The organism is Dorea sp. OM07-5 (genome assembly GCF_003481355.1).
Lineage (GTDB): Bacteria > Bacillota > Clostridia > Lachnospirales > Lachnospiraceae > Dorea_D > Dorea_D hominis.
Window position 1 is genome coordinate 52,473 of record NZ_QUKZ01000001.1, and the last position, 13,489, is coordinate 65,961.

Here is a 13,489-nt window from a genome sequence, read left to right on the forward strand (position 1 = left end):
CCTTGATTTTTAGGGTTCTGTCCTTGCTTGTATTATAATGCAGTTTTCAGCAAGTTGCCATCTGGTGGGAAATACAGGTTTTAATTTTTTTTGAAAAAATATCCAAAAAAACTAGAACCAGGCTTCAAAAAATCTGTGAATCTCTTGAAATATTCCCGTAACCGTGTATAATAAACTTTGTTCGGTAATTTTGAACATAAAGTATAGTAATAGAAAACTCCAGAACGAAAATATATCTCGGAGGTGATAGGGTGGATATCGGAAAGAAATTGAAAGAACTGCGTTTGCAAAATGACCTGACGCTGAATGATCTGGCATCCAGAAGCGAGCTGTCAAAAGGCTTTCTGTCCCAGGTGGAGAGGAATCTGACAACGCCGAGTATCGCAACGCTGGAAGATATTCTGGAAGCGCTTGGAAGTAATCTGTCAGACTTTTTCCATGAGGAAGAAGAGCATCAGATTGTATTCGGACAGCAGGATTTTTTCGTGGATGAACAGGAAGGTTTTCAGATTGAGTGGATTGTGCCTAATGCACAAAAGAACCAGATGGAGCCTATTATTTTAACACTGGCGCCACATCAGAAAAGCCGGGAAGTGTCGGCGTTTCAGGGAGAAGAATTTGGCTATGTATTAAAAGGCAGCATAACAATTGTGCGTGGCAAGAAGAAATATAAAGTAAAGGCGAAGGAAACGTTTTATATGGATGGTTCCAGAAGCCATTATTTATATAATCATGGGAGCGGGGAAGCAAAAGTATTGTGGATCACCAACCCGCCGATGTTTTAAACAGACGAGAACGATAAAAGGCTAAGATATTATAGCTGACAGATTATAGAAGGGAGACGTGAGATGGAAGAGAATAAGATCATTGAATTCCGCAACATTGTCAAAAGTTTTGACAGCCAGGTTGTGTTAAAAGGAATCAATCTTGACATTTATGAAAATGAATTTGTAACACTGCTCGGGCCAAGTGGCTGCGGTAAGACAACACTTCTTCGGATTCTGGGAGGATTCCTGGAAGCAGACGAAGGAAGTGTGATTTTTGATGGCGAGGAGATCAGTAATAAGCCGCCGTATGAGCGGGAACTGAACACGGTGTTTCAGAAATACGCACTCTTTCCACATCTGAGTGTTTATGAAAATATTGCATTTGGGCTTAAGATAAAAAAAGTCGGAAAAGACATCATTGACCAGAAAGTCATGAAGATGTTAAAGCTTATCGGACTGGAAGGATTTGAAAACAAGAATACAACACTGCTCTCAGGAGGTCAGCAGCAGCGTGTTGCAATTGCAAGAGCGCTTGTCAATGAACCGAAAGTGCTGCTTCTTGATGAGCCGCTTGCTGCGCTTGACCTGAAACTCAGAAAAGAGATGCAGTATGAGTTGAAACGGATCCAGCAGGAGGTCGGTATCACCTTTATTTTCGTAACACATGATCAGGAAGAGGCACTTACGATGTCGGATAAGATCGTTGTTATGAAAAATGGTGAGATCCAGCAGATCGGTTCGCCGCAGGATATTTACAATGAACCGGCAAACCGTTTCGTAGCAAACTTTATCGGTGAAAGCAACATTTTATCAGGAACGATGATTGATGATTATAAAGTCATGTTTGATGATATTGTATTTGACTGCGTGGATTATGGATTTAAGAAGAATGAAAAAGTAGACGTTGTCATCCGTCCGGAAGATATTGATATTGTAGATGTAAAAGATGGCAAGATGACCGGAGAAGTTTTGAGTGTGCTGTTCAAAGGTGTTCATTATGAAATCATGGTGGAGACAGTTCCGGGAACCAGCGTTACGGTAAATATGCGTGTCATCCGCAATCACGAAGTGACAAGTGAAGACGGAAAAGAAAAAATCAGTGCAAACAACTTCTATGTTGATGTTGACGATGTGGAAGAAATGGATGATAAAGAGATTATCGCGTTCTCCAATGCGCAGGCATGGGAAGTAGAGACAGATGATTATATATCCATTGCAAAAGTAGAATACGAACTGGAGAAAGAAGAAGGACAGTATCCGGTTACATTTACAACCGCAGATGGAACAAGCATCGAGAGAACAATCTTTGTAGTCAACCAGCCGTTCGTTAAGAATGAAAAGGCAAATGAAGCGGTTATGGCGTTCAACTTCTTCAAAACAGTAGATGAGATCAATGATTCACAGGCATTGGATACAGATCTGAAAACATGGGCAAATGCACAGGGCTGGAAGTTAAGTGATGAAGATCAGAGTGTGGACATCAGTGTAGATTATGACTTTGAACCGGAAGAAGTGACAGAAGGTGTATATCAGATCACATTTTCAACAACCGGTCGCGAATTTAAGATCCATACAACTGATTATTCGGAGGAAGGACAGGAGGTCGGCCTGACATTCTTCCCGGAAGATATTCATGTCATGTCAAAGGTGGTGTACTAGATGAAACGTTTTCAGCAGCTTGCATGGCCGTATATCGTGTGGGCAGTGATGATGCTTGTTCTTCCGATGGCACTGATCGCACTGTATTCTGTAATGAATCAAGGCAACAGCATCATTTCTTTCTCGTTCACACTGGAACATTATGCCAAATTTTTTACCGATCCGGATTTCTTATTAATCCTCTGGCGTTCCATACTGATTGCGGTGAAGACAACCGTTTTATGTCTGCTTCTCGGCTATCCGATCGCATATTATATAGCAAGAAGCACAGAAAAAGTACAGAATATATTGATTTTATGCATTACACTGCCGATGTGGATCAACATGCTTGTGCGAACATACGCATGGATCGGACTTCTGAGCAACGGTGGTATTTTTCAGAAAATACTTGGATTTTTCGGACTTGGAAATGTAGAGCTTCTCTATACAGAGGGCGCCGTACTGCTCGGTATGGTATATAACTTTCTTCCGTTTATGATCCTGCAGATCCAGACGTCCTTAAGCAAGATGGATTATTCGCTGATTGAAGCGAGTGCGGATCTCGGGGCCAGTCCCGCACAGACTTTCCGCAGAATTACTTTGCCACTTTCCATGCCGGGAGTAATTAATGGAATTACGCTTGTATTCCTTCCGGCAGTCAGCTCGTTCTTTATTCCGAAGCTGCTTGGAGGCGGTCAGTATTTCCTTATCGGAAATATGATCGAAAACCAGTTTATCACAGTCGGAGAGTGGAATTTCGGAAGTGCGGTGTCTATGATCATGGCGATTATTATGATGCTTTTGATGATGGCTGTACGGAAAGTGGAGCAGCATAATCAGGGCGGAAAGGGGGTATAAAAGATGAAACAAAAGAAACGACGGATCGGGAAGATCTTGATGGTACTTTCAGTCATCTTTTTCTACCTTCCAATATTATATATGATTATTTTTTCATTTAACGATGGAAAATCACTGACAAGTTTTACCGGATTTTCACTGCGCTGGTACCGGCATATGCTGGATTCCAGCGATATGATGGAGGCGCTCTCTACAACATTCAGTGTGGCGGTGCTGGCTACAATTATTTCCACAATTGTAGGAACAATTTCTGCAATTGGAATAAGTAAGTCAAAAAAAGTTGTGCGTGATCTGATGGATCAGGTCAATAATCTGCCGCTTATGAACCCGGAAATTGTAACAGCGATTGGATTTATGCTGTTATTTATCACATTCCGTGTGGAAAAAGGCTATGTGACGATGCTGCTTGCGCACATTGCATTCTGTATCCCATATGTCATGCTTTCCGTGATGCCGAAGATTCGCTCACTGGATCCGAACCTGGCAGATGCGGCAATGGACCTTGGGGCAACACCGTGGCAGGCTCTGACGAAAGTTATTGTGCCACAGATCACACCGGGAATCGTGTCCGGAGCGCTGATTGCATTTACCATGTCCGTAGATGATTTTATCATTTCTTATTTCGTAACCGGACGAGGTGTAAAGAACTTAAGTATTATGGTGTATACAATGAGCAAACGAGTGAATCCGAGCATTAACGCGATTTCTACGCTTGTTGTTGTGATTATTACGATCGTACTTCTGGTGATCAATATTATGCCAATGCTGGCAAGCAAAAGAAAGAAGACAGATGTAGTCAGAAGAAGGAGAATGTGGATACCGGTCACAGCCGTCTGTGCGGCGCTGGTTGCGGTCATATGTGTTGCGCAGTTCGGCGGAGCACAGAACAAACGTCCGTTTGAAGGACAGACACTCAGGATTTATAACTGGGGAGAATATGTCGGTGAACATATCATTCAGGACTTTGAAAAAGAAACCGGTGCGAAAGTTATGCTGGAGAACTTTGATTCCAATGAACAGATGTACATCAAAGTCGCAAATAAAGAAGCGTATGATATTCTCGTTCCGAGTGATTATATGATTGAGCGTCTGATTTCCGAAGGATATTTACAAAAACTGGATAAATCAAAGCTGACCTGTATGGATAAGCTGAATAAAGCGGTCAAAGGACTGCCGTATGATCCGAAAAATGAATATTCGGTTCCGTATTTCTGGGGAACTGTCGGGATTGTCTATGACAAGACAAAGGTATCCGAAGAAGATTTGAAAAAAGAAGGATATAATATTTTCCTGGATCAGAAATACAAAGGAGATATTTACCTGTATGATTCAGAGAGAGATTCTTTCATGATGGCATTAAAGTCACTTGGATATTCGATGAATACCAGTGATCAGGGAGAGATTGATAAGGCTTACCAGTGGCTTCTGAAATGCGTGGGAACGATGAAGCCGGAGATCGTGACGGATGAGATCATCGATAATATGGCACAGGCGAGAAAAGCGCTGGGGCTTATCTATTCCGGAGATGCAACTTATGTCATGGCGGAAAATCCGAAAATGGGATACTATCTTCCAGACAGCGGAACAAACCAGTGGTCCGATGCGATGGTTATTCCGAAAAATGCCAAAAACGTTGACCTTGCGCATGCATTTATCAATTATGCAAGTGACTACGATGGTGCATATGATAATTCCAGCTATGTTGGCTATACATCTGCCAACAAAAAGGTTATGGAGGATTTACACGGCAAAGGCGGAGAATTTGAAGGAATCGACGCATATATTCCGAGAACGGATAATAAAAAAGATGAAGTCTTTGAATATAATGAGAAGACGAAGAAGATCATCAGCAATCTGTGGAGCAAAGTGAAGATTGCAGCAAGTAATAAGTAGATAGGTTTTTTGCAAATCCAATATATGTAAGTATTGGCAATGGGAAAGATTGCTGCAGGTAATAAGTGAATAGAGATTCTCGGATTAAGGAATGGACTGAGAAAAGGAATAAGAGCCTGATTTCAAAGTGATAATCCATAAAATAATGGAAATAGCTTAAGAAAGTTCAGGCTCTTGTAGTATGCATTATTAATATAACCTATATAACCGTTGGTAGTATGCTGAGGAATTTGAAAATTATGTATTAGTATAGTTCATACGGTTTCGAAAATATTATTTTTTACATCATGTGAACTACATATTTTCAGAAAATATCGCCGTACTCCGCTTCAGAATTCCTTTCATATATGCAATTGCAGTTCCGTAGTTTGTGATCGGTACACCGGCATCTTCTGCACATTTCAGACGGTATTTCATTTCACGCTCATTCAGTGTGCATCCACCACAGTGAATAATTAATTGATACTTATCCACATCTGGTGGAAATTCTGTTCCGCTCTTGAAATCAAATTCCACATTTTCCCCCGTGTATTCACGAATCCAGTTCGGAAGCTTTACCGTTCCGATATCTTCACACTGACGGTGGTGTGTACAGCCCTCACAGATGAGGATACGGTCACCGTCTGAAAGTTTATCAAGTGCACGGGCACCGCGTACAACCGTATCCAGATTTCCTTTATATCTTGCAAATAAGATTGAAAAAGAAGTAAGCGGTATATCGGCAGGTGTCAGCTTGGAGACTTTTGCAAATGCCTGGCTGTCAGTGATGACAAGCGAAGGCTTTGTCCCGAGCTTTTTTAGGGTTTCTTCCAGCTCGGAATCCCTTGTAACAATCGCCGTAGCACCACAGTCTAAAATATCCCGGATTGTCTGCTGTTGTGGGAGAATCAGTCTGCCTTTTGGAGCGGCCTTATCGATCGGAACGACAAGCACAACAAAATCTCCGGGGTGGATCAGATCTGCTACGATCCGGTGGTCATTGTCATCGGACGGGGCAAGGGAAGCAATCTTTTCTTTCAACTCATAAATGTGATCCATATCAGAGGCACTGACAAAAAAAATCAGATTTTCCTGGATACCGCATTTTTCAGCAGTTTGTCTTCGAAGTGTTGTTATGGAAGTATTTGGTGCGGAAGTGACTCTGTAATCGTCTGTATTTTGGATTTGCGTATCACTGGTAAGCAGATCCGTCTTATTAAACACAAGCAGAAATGGAATCTCTTTCGCCTGGATTCGTTTTAAGATAGCCTCATCTTCCGGTGTCATACCAAGAGTGGCATCCATAACAAGAACAGCAATATCTGTTTTATTCAATATCTGATAAGCCTTCTGTACACGGAGCGCTCCAAGTTCGCCCTCGTCATCAAGCCCCGGTGTGTCAATCATGACAACCGGACCAAGCGGAAGAAGCTCCATCGCCTTTAAAACCGGATCAGTGGTCGTTCCCTTTACATCTGATACAATCGCCAGATCCTGCCCGGTCATGGCATTGATCACACTGGATTTCCCGGCATTCCTGCGTCCGAATATCCCGATGTGTACACGCTCTGCGGAAGGTGTATTGTTCATACTCATAAAGAAATCCTCCTTCTGTGGATAAATTGTGTGGATGAGTTGTGGATAAACAAAAGGTAAAAAAAGGGGACGGGGATTTTCTAGAAAAGCCCCGTCCCCTTTTTTAGAATCTAAAATCGCGGCGGTTATCTTCGCGGATAAGTTTTAAATTTTCCAGTACCGTCTTGCGTACCTGCTCATTCGGAACATTCAGCACTTCCTTATCGATCAGCTTGTCACCAATCGCTTTCGTTGCCGGTGAAGCGTAGTCCATTAAGTACTCTTCCAGTGTCATAAGTGCATTCGGGTGGCAGCAGTTCTGGATCTGTCCACTCTTACACAGAGACATGAAGCGGTCGCCGGTTCTTCCGGCACGGTAACAGGCAGTGCAGAAACTTGGGATATAATCCATCTGCATCAGCCACTGTACGACTTCGTCCAGCGTACGGTTGTCAACGACATCAAACTGTTCGGATTTTGCATCTTCCGGTTCCGGTTCACAATATCCACCAACGCTGGTCTTGGAACCACCACTGATCTGGGAAATACCAAGGTGAAGAACACGTTCACGGGTGTTCATTCCTTCACGTGTGGAAATGATCATGCCTGTGTACGGAACCGAGATACGGATACATGCAACAATTTTTGCAAATGTATCATCATCGATTCCATTTGTAAATGAGCTGGAATCAATATCATCTGCATCACGCAGTCGCGGCACGCTGATCGTGTGCGGACCAACGCCGAATGCAGCTTCCAGATGTTCTGCATGCATCAGAAGTCCGGCAAATTCATAGCGGTATTTGTCCAGTCCGAAGAGCACACCGATACCAACATCATCTACACCGCCTTCCATGGCACGATCCATAGCTTCTGTATGATAGTTGTAATCGTGTTTCGGTCCTGTCGGATGTAACTGCAGATAACTTTCTTTGTGATAAGTCTCCTGGAAAAGAATGTAAGTACCGATTCCGGCTTCTTTTAACAGACGGTAGTTATCGACTGTCGTTGCGGCAATATTAATATTGACACGGCGGATTGCACCGTTTTTATGCTTGATATCGTAAATCGTTTTGATGGATTCCAGATAATAATCCATTGTATTGTGCACAGGATCTTCACCCGCTTCCAGTGCCAAACGTTTGTGCCCCATATCCTGCAGTGCGATAACCTCTCTGCGAATCTCTTCCTGTGTTAACTGCTTTCTGGCAATGTGTTTATTTTTCATATGGTACGGACAGTAAGTACAGCCGTTGATACAGTAGTTGGATAAATATAACGGTGCAAAAAGTACAATACGGTTTCCGTAAAAATCTTTTTTGATCTGTTCGGCGAGCCGGAAGATTTTCTCATTCAGCTCGTCATCCTGACAGGCTAACAGAACAGAAGCTTCTTTGTGAGATAAGCCCTTTCTTAAAGAAGCTTTTTTGATCAATGATTCGATCAGTTCTTTGTTGTTTTTGTTTTCATCTGCATAAGCAAGTGTTTCTAAGATTTCCTCGTGGTTGATAAAATCATCCGCGCATTTTGAATTTACATCATACATGATATGTTCCTCCATAAAATAAGTTGTTAAATGTTCAACGAGTCACCTCTCGAAGTGACAATATTGTAACCGATAGATTTCATGCGACGTTCCAGACAGAAACGACATTCCGCGGCTTCATCTCCGGTACAGATTTTGTTATCGTACAGTGAATAATCTTTGCGGACACTCACCGGCGACAGATTTGGCATTACGACATTGGCGCCTGCCTGGATCCCCAGTTCCCGTCCCTTCGGATGGATCGTGCCAAGCGCTGTTGTGGCAGGAAGCAGCACTTTCGGGAGCATCAGTCTCAAAAGTCCCAGCATAAAAAGTGTCAGTTCCAGCGTTCCGGCTTTTTCATCGGCAAATGGCGTATCGTGGTGCGGAATAAATGGTCCGATGCCGATCATATGTGGATTCAGCTTCTTAATAAATAGAAGATCCTCAGCCAGATGTTCCGCTGTCTGATACGGTGAACCGACCATAAAACCGGTTCCCACCTGATAACCAATGTCTTTTAAATCCCACAGACATTGCTGACGGTTCGCGGCACTTAGCGAAGCAGGATGCAGCTTCGCATAATGAGCGGCATTTGCAGTCTCGTGACGGAGCAGGTAGCGGTCAGCACCTGCGTCATAATAAGCCTGATAGCTTTCACGGGATTTTTCACCGATGGAAAGTGTCAGTGCGCAGTCAGGGTATAATTTCTTGATCCAGGAAATGATGTGTACCAGCTTCTCATCTGTGTAAAATCCATCCTCACCGCCCTGCAGGACAAAGGTGCGGAAACCAAGCTCATAACCGGTCCCGCAGCAGGAGAGAATGTCCTCTTCGCTTAAACGGTACCGTTTTGCGTTAGAATTACTCTTTCGTATACCGCAGTAAAGGCAGTCGTTTTTGCAATAATTGGTAAATTCGATCAGTCCCCGGACGTATACGTCGTGATCGTAATAGTGGTGCCGTTCTTCGCGGGCAAGTGCGAAGAGATATTCGGCAAGTTCGGCATTTCGCCCCTCAATCAGCTCTACCCATTCCTCTTTCGTAAGTGCCTGTTCTTTTTTCAGTTTGTCGATCAGCATTTTCAAATGTTCCATAATTTTACACTAAAAAACCTGACGCACATGGCGTCAGGCAGAGTTAGCTTAAAAAGGGGTTACAAGACTCCTTTCTTTAAACGGCATTGAAAATGCACTTACGTTCTGAACGCCTTTTTGCGCAGGGTTACTCCTTTGCAATTAGTACGAATGTATTGTGATTATACCATGAACATAAAACTTTCACAATGAAAATATAGTCACTTTCCACAAAATCTGTTATAATACCAGTCAGCATAAGTAGGAGAAAAGAAATGTTTGGATATGTAACGGCTCACGAACCAGAGCTGAAAGTAAAAGAATTTCATAAATATAAAGGGTATTACTGCGGACTCTGTCAGCAATTGAAGAGAAATTATGGGCATCTCGGACAGCTTACGCTGACCTACGATATGACATTTTTGATTATTATACTGACTTCTTTGTATGAGAAAGAGCCGGATGTAACCAGAGGCAGATGCAAGGTTCATCCATTCAAAAAGCAATTATTTTTAAATAATGAATTTACTGAATATGCAGCAGATATGAATCTGATCCTGGCATATTATCACCTGGTTGATGACTGGGAGGACGAGCATAAAGCTTCTGCGTTGATCGGAAGCAAGGCATTAAAACGCCGTGTGCAAAAGGCAATTCAAAAATATCCAAGGCAGTGCCGGGTGATCAGAGAAGAATTGCAGAACTTAAGCATTTATGAGAAGAACGGATCGACAATGATTGATGAGCCGGCCGGATGTTTTGGCAGGCTTATGGCAGAAATCTTTATCTATAGAGAAGATCATTGGGCAGAAAAATTAAGATGCATGGGATTTTACCTTGGTAAATATATTTATATTATGGATGCTTATGATGATCTGGATAATGATTTGAAAGAAGGCAGCTATAATCCACTGAAAAATATCTGCAGGGAGCCGGATTATGAAGAACGCTGCCGGAATATGCTTTGCATGATGCTCGGTGAAGCAAGTGCGGCATTTGAACAGCTCCCGCTGCTCGTAGACATAGACATTTTACGGAATATATTATATGATGGAGTGTGGAAGCGTTACAGAAAGCTTCAGAAGCAAAAAGAAGAGAAGACAACAGAAGACCAACAAGACAGGAAAGAATAAGAGGTTAGAAAATGAACAAAAATCCATATGACGTACTCGGTGTATCACCGGAAGCCACGGATGACGAAATAAAAAAAGCATACAGAGAACTTTCAAGAAAGTACCATCCAGATGCGAATGTAGACAATCCGCTCAAGGATCTTGCAGAAGAGAAATTCAAAGAAGTGCAGGAAGCGTATGACACGATTGTAAAAGAACGTGAAAATGGTGGCGGTTATCATTACGGATATGGGAATGCCGGAAGTTATACTACAGGAAGCGGTAGCTATGGAAATAGTGGCTATGGCGGTGCGGGCGGTACGACTAGTGTAGAGCGTCAGGCAGTTTATAATTTTATCAATAATCGTCGTTATCAGGAGGCACTGAACCTGCTGAACCGTATGGAAGATCGAAATGCAGAATGGTATTATTTGAGTGCGGCAGCGAATGCGGGTATGGGAAACAATGTCCTTGCGCAGGAGCATGCAGCAAAAGCAGTAAATATGGAACCAAATAATTTACAGTATCGTCAGCTTATGAACCAGTTAAGCTATGCCGGCAGACAGTATCAGTCAAATCCGTACGGTGGCGGTTATGGCTCTGCGGGGACTTGCAGTACCGGAAATTTTTGCTGTGATCTCTGGCTTGCGGATACTATGTGTGAATGTATGGGAGGCGATCTTTGCACATGCATGTAAGAACGCGAAAACTGGCATTTGCAGGCCTGATGCTTGCAGTGACCATTGTGTGCCTGTATCTGGGCAATATCATAGAAAGCAATACGCTGTTCCTTCTTGCCGGGGCATCGTATTTTGTTGGAATTGTATATCGGGAGGCAGGAGCGAAGATGAGTTTGGCATTTTATGTGGGCGCACTCATTCTTGGCTTTTTTGTGACACCGAATAAATTTTACATCCTTACTTACGCGGCAATGGGATTGTATATTTTATTTAACGAGTGGGCATATTTCAAAATCCGCAAAAAAGAAAATATACGCAGACAGTCAGTGGCTTTCTGGATTGTCAAGTATCTGGTATTTAATGTTATGTATCTTCCGGGTATCTGGTTTTTTCAGAAATTATTATTTGCAAGAACGCTTCCGGTATGGATGTTTGCGGGTGTTGTGGCAGCAGGACAGATTGCGTTTTTCCTGTATGACAGAGCTTATGAATATGTACAGGGCAGCTTGTGGAATAAGATAAGAAATCGGTGGTAATAGAGCCGGGCTTTAGCAGAAAAAAGATAAGACCCCGTGGTAAATGTATGAAAGGGGAAGCAATCATGGCAGCAAAAAAAGAAACGGAATACATTACACATGCGTTTGAACCGGTATTTGACAGCCATTCAAAAATATTAATGCTTGGGACGATGCCGTCTCCAAAATCGCGGGAAAATGGATTTTATTACGGACATCCGCGCAATCGATTCTGGAAAGTCATTGCGGATGTATGTAAAGAGCCGATACCGGAGACGATCGAAGAGAAGAAAGCACTTGCGTTGAAGCACGGAATTGCCATATGGGATGTGCTGGCAGGATGCGAGATCCATGGCGCGGATGATGCCTCTATAAAAAATCCGACACCAAACGATATGCACCGGATACTGGATTATGCACCAATCGAACAGATTTATGCAACCGGAACAAAGGCAGCGCAGTTATACAGACGCTACTGTGAAGCGCAGACAGGAATGGAAATCATACAGCTTCCGTCCACCAGCCCGGCAAACTGCAGGACGAGCTATGAACAGCTGTATGAAGCATACGCCGGGATACGACTATATTTACGGAGTGATATTCATGACAAAAGAAGAAAAAGTCAGCCGTTTAATTCAATATTTAAAAAATGAAAACAGAAGCTACGATACCCTTGCAGAACCGGTGGATTCTGTGGGAAAACGCAGACTCTTAAGAAGTCTGATGAATGTCCGTTTCCCAGGACCGGCTTTAAATGGTTATATGGAATTACAGGATGAACTGCTTACAGAAGAAGCACAGGAAAAAGGCCTTGTAAAGGTCGAAGAACTGCCGACGGCGGCAGAAGAATTCGGAATCGGGCAGGTGCGTAATGCAGATCGGATGAGCCTGTGGCGCGGTGATATTACGAGACTTCAGGCAGATGCAATTGTTAATGCAGCAAACAGTCAGCTTCTCGGATGTTTTGTTCCATGTCATGGTTGCATAGATAATGCGATCCATTCGGCAGCAGGAATCCAGCTCCGTAATGCCTGTGCAGAGCTGATGGAAGAACAGGGACACGAAGAGCCGACCGGCAAAGCAAAGATCACACCGGGCTATAATCTCCCGGCGGCGCATGTCATCCATACAGTCGGACCGATCGTCGGACTCAAGGTAACAGAAAAACAAAAAGAAGAATTAAAATCCTGCTATGTAAGCTGTCTGAAACTGGCAGAAAAAGAAGGACTGAAAAATATTGTATTTTGCTGTATATCAACCGGAGAATTCCATTTTCCGAATAAACTGGCAGCAGAGATCGCAGTCGATACAGCAGACCGTTTCCTGACCGGTTCGAAGCTGGAGCGTGTTGTATTTAATGTATTCAAAGAAGAAGATTACAATATTTACAAAAAACTGTTCAAGAAGGCATTATTATAGCATATAAAAGCTGTCTTTAAAGGGCTTATAATCGTTTATAAAAAGCCAGAATGAGAAGCTTTGAAAAAATCAAAAAGAAAATTTGAAAAATAAATTTGAAAAAAATATCAAAAAAGTATTGACATATGAAAGCATATGCAATATAATAAATTTTGCTGTGAGACAGTAACACAGTTACAAAACAGCAAATGTGGGCGTAGCTCAGCTGGATAGAGCGTTTGGCTACGGACCAAAAGGTCGGGGGTTCGAATCCTCTCGCCCACGTTTAAAAGCACTTCAGAGAGAAGTGCTTTTTTCTTACCATCAAAAGTTCTGCATTATCAGTAATTTCATCAGAAACATCACAGGTGGATTCTTCGCCGGTATTTCCTAAGAGTAATAAATGAACAGATACAATGGAAACGCACATTGATAATTGTATAAAGGCTTTGTGCTATGGTATAATATCACCA

At 42.7% G+C, this 13,489-nt stretch carries 11 protein-coding genes, 1 tRNA gene and 1 pseudogene; 10 read left to right on the top strand and 3 right to left on the bottom strand.

Annotated elements, in window-relative coordinates:
- The first annotated feature begins 251 nt into the window (after window positions 1-251).
- The 4 genes and pseudogenes from DXC04_RS00275 (at window position 252) to DXC04_RS00290 (ending at window position 5,156) form a co-directional block, all read left to right on the top strand.
- Entirely contained in the window at window positions 252-785 is a 534-nt protein-coding gene (locus tag DXC04_RS00275) for a helix-turn-helix domain-containing protein (protein WP_021860344.1), read from the top strand.
- Between the two features lie 63 nt (window positions 786-848).
- Window positions 849-1,928 (top strand): annotated as a pseudogene (locus DXC04_RS16060) (ABC transporter ATP-binding protein); the annotation flags it as partial.
- 498 nt (window positions 1,929-2,426) lie between these two features.
- Complete coding sequence (locus DXC04_RS00285) at window positions 2,427-3,263, top strand: ABC transporter permease (RefSeq protein ID WP_118287943.1); 837 nt, start codon at window positions 2,427-2,429, stop codon at window positions 3,261-3,263.
- A 3-nt stretch (window positions 3,264-3,266) separates the two neighbouring features.
- Window positions 3,267-5,156: an extracellular solute-binding protein gene (locus DXC04_RS00290; RefSeq protein ID WP_118659459.1), complete on the top strand. Its 1,890-nt coding sequence runs from the start codon at window positions 3,267-3,269 to the stop codon at window positions 5,154-5,156.
- Window positions 5,157-5,450: 294 nt separating this feature from the next.
- Here DXC04_RS00290 and hydF read toward each other — a convergent pair whose 3' ends face one another.
- The 3 genes from hydF to hydE all read right to left on the bottom strand — a co-directional run bounded on the left by hydF (window position 5,451) and on the right by hydE (window position 9,332).
- Window positions 5,451-6,731 carry a [FeFe] hydrogenase H-cluster maturation GTPase HydF gene (gene hydF, locus DXC04_RS00295; RefSeq protein WP_118659461.1) on the bottom strand — a complete coding sequence of 427 codons (1,281 nt, stop codon included), beginning with the start codon at window positions 6,729-6,731 and terminating at the stop codon, window positions 5,451-5,453.
- 103 nt (window positions 6,732-6,834) lie between these two features.
- Window positions 6,835-8,256 (bottom strand): [FeFe] hydrogenase H-cluster radical SAM maturase HydG, encoded by a 1,422-nt coding sequence (hydG, locus tag DXC04_RS00300; RefSeq protein WP_117536868.1) that lies wholly within the window; start codon window positions 8,254-8,256, stop codon window positions 6,835-6,837.
- Between the two features lie 26 nt (window positions 8,257-8,282).
- Complete coding sequence (hydE, locus tag DXC04_RS00305; protein WP_118659463.1) at window positions 8,283-9,332, bottom strand: [FeFe] hydrogenase H-cluster radical SAM maturase HydE; 1,050 nt, start codon at window positions 9,330-9,332, stop codon at window positions 8,283-8,285.
- 254 nt (window positions 9,333-9,586) lie between these two features.
- Between hydE and DXC04_RS00310 the strand changes: the two genes are divergently transcribed.
- The 6 genes from DXC04_RS00310 (at window position 9,587) to DXC04_RS00335 (ending at window position 13,301) form a co-directional block, all read left to right on the top strand.
- On the top strand, window positions 9,587-10,444 hold the full coding sequence (locus DXC04_RS00310; RefSeq protein ID WP_118659465.1) for a DUF5685 family protein: 858 nt from the start codon (window positions 9,587-9,589) through the stop codon (window positions 10,442-10,444).
- A gap of 11 nt (window positions 10,445-10,455) precedes the next feature.
- Entirely contained in the window at window positions 10,456-11,121 is a 666-nt protein-coding gene (locus tag DXC04_RS00315) for a J domain-containing protein (protein ID WP_118287937.1), read from the top strand.
- Complete coding sequence (locus DXC04_RS00320) at window positions 11,112-11,639, top strand: hypothetical protein (RefSeq protein ID WP_118659467.1); 528 nt, start codon at window positions 11,112-11,114, stop codon at window positions 11,637-11,639. The genes DXC04_RS00315 and DXC04_RS00320 overlap by 10 nt, the downstream gene beginning before the upstream one ends.
- 47 nt (window positions 11,640-11,686) lie before the next feature.
- Window positions 11,687-12,271 carry a DNA-deoxyinosine glycosylase gene (locus tag DXC04_RS00325; RefSeq protein ID WP_243112071.1) on the top strand — a complete coding sequence of 195 codons (585 nt, stop codon included), beginning with the start codon at window positions 11,687-11,689 and terminating at the stop codon, window positions 12,269-12,271.
- Window positions 12,222-13,037: a protein-ADP-ribose hydrolase gene (locus tag DXC04_RS00330; RefSeq protein WP_118287934.1), complete on the top strand. Its 816-nt coding sequence runs from the start codon at window positions 12,222-12,224 to the stop codon at window positions 13,035-13,037. Before DXC04_RS00325 ends, DXC04_RS00330 begins: the two co-directional genes overlap by 50 nt.
- A 190-nt stretch (window positions 13,038-13,227) precedes the next feature.
- Window positions 13,228-13,301 (top strand) — tRNA-Arg (locus DXC04_RS00335).
- The last annotated feature ends 188 nt before the right edge of the window (window positions 13,302-13,489 follow it).

Bases quoted from the DNA above. Each gene is read 5' to 3' on its own strand.
- DXC04_RS00285 (WP_118287943.1), top strand. From the start codon at position 2,427: ATGAAACGTTTTCAGCAGCTTGCATGGCCGTATATCGTGTGGGCAGTG.
- DXC04_RS00290 (WP_118659459.1), top strand. From the start codon at position 3,267: ATGAAACAAAAGAAACGACGGATCGGGAAGATCTTGATGGTACTTTCA.
- hydF (WP_118659461.1), bottom strand. From the start codon at position 6,731: ATGAGTATGAACAATACACCTTCCGCAGAGCGTGTACACATCGGGATA.
- hydG (WP_117536868.1), bottom strand. From the start codon at position 8,256: ATGTATGATGTAAATTCAAAATGCGCGGATGATTTTATCAACCACGAG.
- hydE (WP_118659463.1), bottom strand. From the start codon at position 9,332: ATGGAACATTTGAAAATGCTGATCGACAAACTGAAAAAAGAACAGGCA.
- DXC04_RS00310 (WP_118659465.1), top strand. From the start codon at position 9,587: ATGTTTGGATATGTAACGGCTCACGAACCAGAGCTGAAAGTAAAAGAA.
- DXC04_RS00315 (WP_118287937.1), top strand. From the start codon at position 10,456: ATGAACAAAAATCCATATGACGTACTCGGTGTATCACCGGAAGCCACG.
- DXC04_RS00320 (WP_118659467.1), top strand. From the start codon at position 11,112: ATGCATGTAAGAACGCGAAAACTGGCATTTGCAGGCCTGATGCTTGCA.
- DXC04_RS00325 (WP_243112071.1), top strand. From the start codon at position 11,687: ATGAAAGGGGAAGCAATCATGGCAGCAAAAAAAGAAACGGAATACATT.
- DXC04_RS00330 (WP_118287934.1), top strand. From the start codon at position 12,222: ATGACAAAAGAAGAAAAAGTCAGCCGTTTAATTCAATATTTAAAAAAT.